This is a genomic window from Amycolatopsis jejuensis (genome assembly GCF_000717335.1).
Lineage (GTDB): Bacteria > Actinomycetota > Actinomycetes > Mycobacteriales > Pseudonocardiaceae > Amycolatopsis > Amycolatopsis jejuensis.
In genome coordinates, this window is sequence record NZ_JNYZ01000060.1 from 26,559 (window position 1) to 34,200 (window position 7,642).

The following is a 7,642-nucleotide window of genomic DNA, read 5'->3' on the forward strand; positions in this document are numbered from 1 at the left end:
GTGATCGTGGCCGGGTCGGCGATCACCGAGATGTCGGCCACCGGATTTGCCGACAGGGTAAGGAAATCGGCGTTGTACCCGGCGAGCAGCTGCGCGGTGCTTGCGGGCCGAGCGTCCGCGGCGCCGCGGCGGTGGCGGCCTCGATGGCTTCGAGCGGGGTCAGGCCGCAGCGGGTGAGCAGGTCCAGCTCGATTGCGTGGTGGCCCCACGAGTTCGGTGCGCGGGTGGCGCGGGAGAGGAACACGTCGCTGCCCATCGCGATCGGCACGCCCTTCTGGTGCGCCAGCGCGACGGCATCGGTGTAGCGCTCGCGGGCCTTGCGGGCCACGTGCTCCGGCAGGTCCGTGCGGGCCAGGACACCGTGCATCACGGTGAGCGTGGGAACGAGGATGGCACCGGTTTCGATGATCGCGTCGCAGGCTTCCTCGTCGAGGTAGACCCCGTGTTCGATGGTGCGTACCCCGGCTTCGAGCGACGCCATGATCCCGGCCTTGCCCGCGCAATGGGCGGCGACGATTCGCTCGGACAACGCCGCGATCTCCACGATCGTGCGCATCTCGGAAACGGTGAACTGCTGGTGATGTGGGTTGTCCCGAACCGAAAGGCCGCCGCCGGACGCGCTGAGCTTGATGACGCGCGCGCCTTTTCGGAGCTGTTCGCGGGTTGCCTTCGCGCATTCGGCTTCGCCGTCGCACTGCCGGAACTCCCCGCGGTACCCAGCCCGCACAGCTCCCGGAGCGAGGTCACCCCTGCGGCGAGCCCGGCGCGCAGGTCGCCGACTGCACGGGCTGCGCGCAGCGGCGGCGGTTCGACCACGGCGCGGGAAAGCTGATAACCGGCCGCCGCGGACATGCCCAGCAGATGCGTGTGACAGTCCCACAATCCCGGCATCACCACCGGCGTGGACACCACCACCTCGTCGCCGTCGCGCTGCGGGGCGGAAGCGCACGGGCCGGCGTAGTCGATCTGCCCGTCGCTGACCAGCAGGATGGCGTCCGCGACGGGTTCGCCGCGGCCGGGGATCAGCAGGTCGGCCTCGATCCGCCATGGGCCCGCCGGTGCGGCGGGGCCGATCTCGGACACCCCGTCGGCCAATGGTGCGGTCATCAGTCGCCTTCCTTCCCGGCGACGAACCCGATCACGATGCCTTCGGGAATGGCGAAGGAATGGCTGCCGTGGATCGCCCCGGACAGGTTCCACCGGAACCCGGTCACCGGCATGCGGATCTGCTCGACCAGGTCGCCCCACGGGTCGGTCAGCTCGGCGATCACCGCGCCCGCCTCGACCAGCTCGCCCATCGGCCGGGTCGACCACAGCAGCCCGGACTTCTTGTTGACCAGCGCGCCGTGGTAGGCGAACCGGCCCGGGATCCGCGGCCGCGGCGAGGTCTCGGCAGGGCTGTCGAGCATGCCCAGCTCCCGCATCACGTTCATGATCGCGATCCGCGCCGGGTCGGTCCCGCCGACGTTCTGGTGCCCGGCGACCTCGAGCATGATCCCGGCGATCCCGTGCGTCGACGCGGCCGCGGCAGGCTGCCCGGCAATCGAGCCGACCAGTGCGCCGCTGCCGTCCTTCGGCTCGAACATCCGCACCGGCGTCACCCCGGTCGCCTCGGCCATCCGGGCCTGGTCCGCGCGCACCTGATCGTCGGCGGCCTGGTCGGGGAACAGCATCACCATCGGATGCGCGTACCCGGGGTCCCAGTGGCCGTGCACGTCGAGGTAGTGGGTGGCGACGTCGAACGCGGGGCGCAGGCTGGCGGCCAGCCGCTGGGTGATCATCCCGTCCGGCATGGCGGGCCACAGCAGCGGCATCGCCATGTGCGCGAGGTCGTAGGGCGATCCGTAGCTGGCAGCGTCGAACGCGAGCGGGTTGGTCACCGTCACCGCGATCAGGGTCCCGCGCAGTTTCTCCGGGTCCAGCCGCCGCAGGGTGGCGGTCAGCGCCGCGGTGCCGACGACCTCGTTGCCGTGCGTCGCTCCGGTCACCAGCAGCACCGGGCCGGGCTCTCGTCCGTGGACCACGACGACCGGCAGCCGTGCGATCGCGCCGGACGCCAGCGACACCCCGCCGAGAGTGCCCTTGGCCACGGAACCCGGCGTAGCCTTGAGGCCGGACAATACGAAGTCGGACATCGTCATCCCTTGCGTCATGGTCGGTCCCCAGCTCCGTCAGCAGTGTCTCGGGGCCGGGGCGCACGGCGCGCCGGGAGAATTCCCGGTTTCGGCGCTAGGCCGCGACCAGGCGCTTGAGGTGCCGGATCGCCAGGTCGGCCATGAGCCGGGTGCCGGGCGACAACGGCGTGTCCGGCCGGCGCACGACGGCGATGGTGTCGGGCCCGGCCGCGGAAGCAGCACCTTCGGGACGACGGAGTCCCCGAAACCGCGGCCGACCAGCTTGATCGCGGTCTCGATGTCCTCTACCTCGGCGCGCACATCAAGGGGTACGCCGAGGTTCTGGACGCGAGCCGGTACGGATCCTCGGTGCGCCACTGCGCCAAGGGCAGGATCAGCGGCGAACCGGCCAGCCTGCGGGCGGTCAGCCGCGCCGGGTCATACTGATGAAGACGTGCTCGCGCCGGGCCGCGTCCAGCGCTTCTCTCGTGCTGCGCCCGACGAGCTCGACGCGCAGGCCCGGATGGTGTCCGAGGACGTCCGCGATGAGGTCGGCCTCGATGAACAGCGGCGCGGTGCCGAAGAGCCCGAACCGGATCGTGCCCGTTTCGAGGGAGGCTTCCGCCCGGACCGCTCGTTCGGCTTCCGCGGCGGTCGCAGGAAAAGCGTGGTGTGCAGGGTGCGTTCGAGCTGCCGGACCTGTTCCGGCAGTGTCGGCTGCGTGAAGCCGAGCCGTTCGGCTGCCGCCGTGAACGATCCGTATTCGTAGGTCGCGAGGAAGCACCGGAGCAGGAGGACGTGATGGTGATGCAGGACGACGTCGACGCCATCGTGATCGGTGCGGGTTTCAGCGGATTGCGCGCGCTGTACGAACTGCGCGAGGTCACCGGGTTGTCGGTGCGGCTGCTCGAGGCCGGGAGCGACGTCGGGGGAGTGTGGCACTGGAACCGGTACCCGGGCGCCCGGTGTGACAGCGATTCCTTCACCTACTGCTATTCCTTTTCCCCGGAGTTGCAGGAGAGTGGAATTGGAGCGAACGTTACGCGACACAGCCGGAGATCCTGGACTACCTCCGCTTCTTCGCGGACATGTTCGACCTGCGCCGCGACATCGTGCTCAATACGCGGGTCCGTTCGGCCGTTCATGACGAAGCGACCCGCTGCTGGGTGATCCGCGCCGAGGACGGCTCCATCTTTTCCAGCACGTATCTGATCAGTGCCGTCGGGCCGTTGTCCGAGGTGTTCCGGCCGCCTTTTCGGGGCCTGGAAGAATTTCAGGGGGAGCTGTATCTGGCCGCCCGCTGGCCGGAGGAGGCAGATTTTTCCGGCAAGCGGGACCCAGCAGGCGCTGGCCGCGGGCGTGACGACAGTGATCGACTGCGGCGGCCGGGAGTACGTCACGATGACCGTGCGTGACGCGATCGACGCGGGAATCGTGTCCGGCGCGCGAGTGCTGACCACCGGACCCGGCATCACCATCACCGGCGGCCACTTCAACTGGTTCGCCATCGAGGCCGACTCCGACACCGAACTGCGCAAGGCCGCCCGGACGCTGGTGAAGCACCGCGCGGACCACATCAAGCTCTTCGGCACCGGCGGCGGGCTCACGATGACGTCCAATCCGGCGCGGGCGCAGTACTCGGTCGACGAGTTCCGGATCGTCATCGACGAAGCGGAGCGCGGCGGCATCACCGTCACCACCCACGTGCACGGCACCCCGGGCATCCGCAACGCCATCGCCGCCGGGATCCACCGTCTGGAGCACTGCCAGTTCTTCGACGAGAACGGCGGAATCAGCTTCGACGAGGACATCGTGCGCCAGATCGTCGACAGCGGGATTCCGGTGAGCCTTGGCATGGCGCGGCGGTGGCGCACGGATTCCTCGATCGAGGAGCACCTGACCCCGCGCCAGCTGAAGCAGCGGGCCATCCGCGACGAGCGGATCGACGTCCTGCGCCGGTTCCGGGATCTGGGCGTGCAGCTCATCGCCAGCACCGACGCCGGGATGACGAGCACCCCGTTCGACGACCTGCCCAACCTGATGCGCTTCCTGGTCGGCTCGATCGGGATGGGTATCCCGGAGGTCATCCACTCGGTGACCGGCCGGGCCGCCGCGGCCGTCCGGCAGGACGACCGGCTGGGCACGATCCAGCCGGGCAAGGCGGCCGATCTCCGGCTGGTGCACGGTGATCCCGAGGCGGACCCCGCTGCGTTGAGCGCGGTCGCCCACGTCATCCGGGCCGGTTCCCCGGCCGAAGTCAGGAGGGGTGCGTCATGAGACGGCAGTACCTGGTGTTCGGGGCAGTCATACTCGCGGTCGCCGTCGTGGTCTGCGTGCAGTCGGCGGCACTGGTGATCTGGACGCCGATCGGCCCCGGACCCGGCTTCTTCACGGTCATCCTCGGCGCCATCCTCGGCCTGCTCGCCCTCGGCGTGATGTGGGAGCACCGCAAGCCCGATGGAGCGGAACCTCGCCGGGAGAAGCAAACAGTCCGGCGCCGTCCGCCGCGGGTGTGGCTGGTGGTCGGGGCGCTCGTGGTCATCCCCTTCGTCCTCGAACCGCTCGGCTTCCGGCTGACGATTCTCGCGTTGCTGCTCTACCTGCTGCTGTTCGTCGAACGGCGGCGCGTGCTCGGCAGCGTGCTGGTCGCGGTCGGAACGAGCGCGCTGTCCTTCTACCTGTTCTCCGACCTGCTGGCCGTGCCGCTGCCGGTCGGCCTGCTGGGGGTCTGATCCATGGGCGACTCACTGAACCTGCTCGGACAAGGCCTTTCCCTTGCCCTGCAACCGGAAAACCTGATCTTCGCGCTGATCGGCTGCCTGCTCGGCACCCTGGTCGGCGTGCTGCCCGGCATCGGCCCGACCGCCACGACGGCGATGCTCATCCCCATTGCCGCCGGATTCAACCCGGTCGCCGCGATCATCATGCTGTGCGCGATCTACTACGGCGCGCAGTACGGCGGCACGATCACCTCGGTACTGCTGAACACTCCCGGCGAGGTGGCGTCGGCGGTCACCTGCCTCGACGGGTATCAGATGGCCAAACGCGGACGGGCCGCCACCGCACTCGCCTCCGCCGCCATCGGCTCGTTCATCGGCGGCACGATTGCGTCGCTGGGACTGGTGTTCCTGGCGCTCCCGTTGAGCAGCATTGCGCTGAAATTCGGTCCGGCGGAGTTCTTCGCGCTGCTTCTCTTCGGTCTCACCCTGGTGGTCGGCCTGGCCGGGCGGTCGCTCAAACTCGCGTTCATCAGCGCGATCTCCGGTGCGCTGATCGCGGCCATCGGCATCGACCCGGTCGTCGGGGAACCCCGGTTCACCTTCGGCAGCACCGAACTGCTCAACGGCATCGAGTTCGTCCCGGTGCTCATGGGACTTTTCGGGGTCAGCGAAATCCTGCTGAACCTCACCGGCAGCGACCACGCGGGCGCGGCGATCCGCAAGACCGGCCGTCCGGAATGGCGGGCGATCGCCAAGACCGGTCCGTCGGTGGCCCGTGGCACCGCGGTCGGTTTCCTGCTGGGCCTGGTGCCCGGGGTGGGCGCGGCGGTCCCCACCTTCATGTCGTACGGCCTGGAACGGCGCATGTCGAAGAAGCCGGACGAGTTCGGCAAGGGCGCGATCGAAGGGGTGGCCGGACCGGAGACGGCCAACAACGCGTACGCGAACGCGTCGCTGATCCCGTTGTTCACCCTCGGCATTCCGGCGTCGGCGACCCTCGCGGTGCTCACCGGGGCCTTCCTGCAGAACGGGCTCACCCCGGGACCGTTGCTCTTCACCGAACACGGCGACCTGGCGTGGGCGATCATCGCGAGCTTCTTCGTCGGCAACGTCATCCTGCTGGTGCTGAACCTGCCGCTGATCCCGGCGTGGGCGGCGATCCTGAAGGTGCCGTACTCCCTGCTGTACGGGCTGATCATCGTATTCGCCGTGGTGGGCGCGTATGCCTTGCGGACCAACGTGTTCGACGTCGTGGTCCTGATCGTCTTCGGCTTCATCGGGTACGTGTTCAAACGTCTTGACGTACCGCTCGCGCCGTTGTGCCTGACGTTGATCCTCGCCCCGATGGTCGAAAAGGCGTTGCGGCAATCTTTGTCGGTGTCGCAGGGCGATCCTTCGATCCTCGTGTCCAGTCCTATCTCGATTGTGCTGCTGTGCTTGAGCGTCGTGGCGGTCGTCGCCTTCGCGACGCGTGCGGTGCGCGCCGAACACCGTGTCACCGTCGACGAATGACCTTCCGTGAACGAAAGGGAAACCATCATGACCAGGAAAACTCTGCGGGTGATGGCGGTGGTGTTCGCCGCTGCCATCGGGCTCTCCGCCTGCACGACCGGTAACTCCGGGGCGGGAAAGAGTGACTTTCCCAAGAAGGGCAAGCAGATCACGATGATCATCCCCTTCGCGCCCGGTGGTCTCACCGACGTCTCCGCGCGCGTGCTGACCCCGGCGCTCGGCAAGGAACTCGGCACGACCATCGAGGTCGTCAACCAGGCCGGGGCGAGCAGCCAGGTCGGGGTGACGGCGTTGAGCCAGGCCAAAGCCGACGGGTACACCTTCGGCTACACCCTCCTGCCGACCACCCCCAACGCCTACCTCGACCCGAAACGGAAGGCGGCGTTCAAACGCGAGAGTTTCAAGGGCTTCGCGAACTACTTCTCGACCCCGATCGTCGCGGTGGTCAAGGCCGACAGCAGCCTCAAGTCGGTTCCAGACCTCGTCACGAAGGCGAAGGCGAACCCGGGGAAGGTCGCGGTCGGTACCGGCGCGCTGGGCGGACCGGCGGACATGGGCCGGGTGCTGCTGGAGAAGAACGCCGGAATCGGTTTCGCGAATGTGCAGTTCGACGGCGGTGGCCCGACCGCGGTCGCGTTGCTCGGCGGACACGTCGAGGTCGCGTTTTCGTCGGTGCCGGAGATTCAGCAGTACGTGAAGAGCGGTCAGATGCGCGTGCTCGGCGTGATGACCAAGGAACCGGTTTCGCTGCTGCCGGACGCGAAGACCTTTGCCTCGCAAGGGTTCGACCTGGAGATGGCGTCGATCGGCATCCTGTCGGTTCCGGCGGCGACACCGGACGCGATCGTGACCCGGCTCAGCGAGGCGACCAAGACGGCAATGCAGGACCCGGCCGTGGTCGCGAAGGCGGCGGAGCTCGGCTTCCTGCTGGATTACCTTACGCCGCAAGAGGTCGACGCCGCGTGGACGAAGAGTGACGAGCAGGTCGCGCAGATTCTGAAGGGGAGTGGAGCGTGAACGAGGGTCTTCCGGCGGAGGTGCGGGAGCTCTTCCGCCTGCCGGCCGAAACGGCCGACCCGGCGCTGGTCCCGCTGATCGCCTCGCTCACCGAGGCGATCAGCGGGATGGCCGAGGTGGATGTCCGCGGGGTGGTCCCGGATGCCGGGCTGCCGCTGGTACGGGGGTGGTCCGATGACCTTTGCTGAGTTGTCGTTGGGGGTGTTGTCGGGGTTGTTGCGGCGGGGTGAGGTGTCGCCGGTGGTGGTGGTGGAGGAGGTGTTGGAGCGGATTGCTGGG

10 protein-coding genes are annotated in these 7,642 nt (G+C 68.5%); 7 read left to right on the forward strand and 3 right to left on the reverse strand.

Features of this window, described 5'->3' with window-relative positions:
- Positions 1–22: 22 nt before the first annotated feature.
- From OO71_RS48345 to OO71_RS53535, 3 genes are all read right to left on the reverse strand, one after another.
- Positions 23–1,048, reverse strand: coding sequence for an amidohydrolase family protein (locus OO71_RS48345; RefSeq protein ID WP_245633973.1), 1,026 nt, complete (start codon positions 1,046–1,048; stop codon positions 23–25).
- Positions 1,049–1,106: 58 nt separating this feature from the next.
- The gene (locus tag OO71_RS44880; protein WP_162186188.1) at positions 1,107–2,135 is read right to left on the reverse strand and encodes a succinylglutamate desuccinylase/aspartoacylase family protein; all 1,029 of its coding nucleotides are present in this window, start codon (positions 2,133–2,135) and stop codon (positions 1,107–1,109) included.
- 417 nt (positions 2,136–2,552) lie between these two features.
- Positions 2,553–2,927, reverse strand: a complete 375-nt coding sequence (locus OO71_RS53535; RefSeq protein WP_156096869.1) for a helix-turn-helix domain-containing protein — start codon at positions 2,925–2,927, stop codon at positions 2,553–2,555.
- Between OO71_RS53535 and OO71_RS53540 the strand changes: the two genes are divergently transcribed.
- Genes OO71_RS53540 through OO71_RS44915 form a run of 7 tightly spaced genes read left to right on the forward strand, consistent with a single transcriptional unit; the run spans position 2,922 to position 7,551 of the window.
- Positions 2,922–3,284 (forward strand): NAD(P)-binding protein, encoded by a 363-nt coding sequence (locus OO71_RS53540; protein ID WP_425388754.1) that lies wholly within the window; start codon positions 2,922–2,924, stop codon positions 3,282–3,284. The genes OO71_RS53535 and OO71_RS53540 overlap by 6 nt on opposite strands.
- Positions 3,203–3,529 carry a hypothetical protein gene (locus tag OO71_RS51120; RefSeq protein ID WP_033296233.1) on the forward strand — a complete coding sequence of 109 codons (327 nt, stop codon included), beginning with the start codon at positions 3,203–3,205 and terminating at the stop codon, positions 3,527–3,529. The genes OO71_RS53540 and OO71_RS51120 overlap by 82 nt, the downstream gene beginning before the upstream one ends.
- Positions 3,474–4,391 carry an amidohydrolase family protein gene (locus tag OO71_RS44895; protein WP_162186190.1) on the forward strand — a complete coding sequence of 306 codons (918 nt, stop codon included), beginning with the start codon at positions 3,474–3,476 and terminating at the stop codon, positions 4,389–4,391. Before OO71_RS51120 ends, OO71_RS44895 begins: the two co-directional genes overlap by 56 nt.
- The gene (locus OO71_RS44900; protein WP_033296235.1) at positions 4,388–4,846 is read left to right on the forward strand and encodes a tripartite tricarboxylate transporter TctB family protein; all 459 of its coding nucleotides are present in this window, start codon (positions 4,388–4,390) and stop codon (positions 4,844–4,846) included. The genes OO71_RS44895 and OO71_RS44900 overlap by 4 nt, the downstream gene beginning before the upstream one ends.
- A 3-nt stretch (positions 4,847–4,849) precedes the next feature.
- Positions 4,850–6,346 carry a tripartite tricarboxylate transporter permease gene (locus OO71_RS44905; protein ID WP_033296236.1) on the forward strand — a complete coding sequence of 499 codons (1,497 nt, stop codon included), beginning with the start codon at positions 4,850–4,852 and terminating at the stop codon, positions 6,344–6,346.
- Positions 6,347–6,373: 27 nt separating this feature from the next.
- Positions 6,374–7,363, forward strand: coding sequence for a tripartite tricarboxylate transporter substrate binding protein (locus OO71_RS44910; RefSeq protein WP_084145781.1), 990 nt, complete (start codon positions 6,374–6,376; stop codon positions 7,361–7,363).
- Complete coding sequence (locus tag OO71_RS44915) at positions 7,360–7,551, forward strand: hypothetical protein (RefSeq protein ID WP_033296237.1); 192 nt, start codon at positions 7,360–7,362, stop codon at positions 7,549–7,551. The genes OO71_RS44910 and OO71_RS44915 overlap by 4 nt, the downstream gene beginning before the upstream one ends.
- The last annotated feature ends 91 nt before the right edge of the window (positions 7,552–7,642 follow it).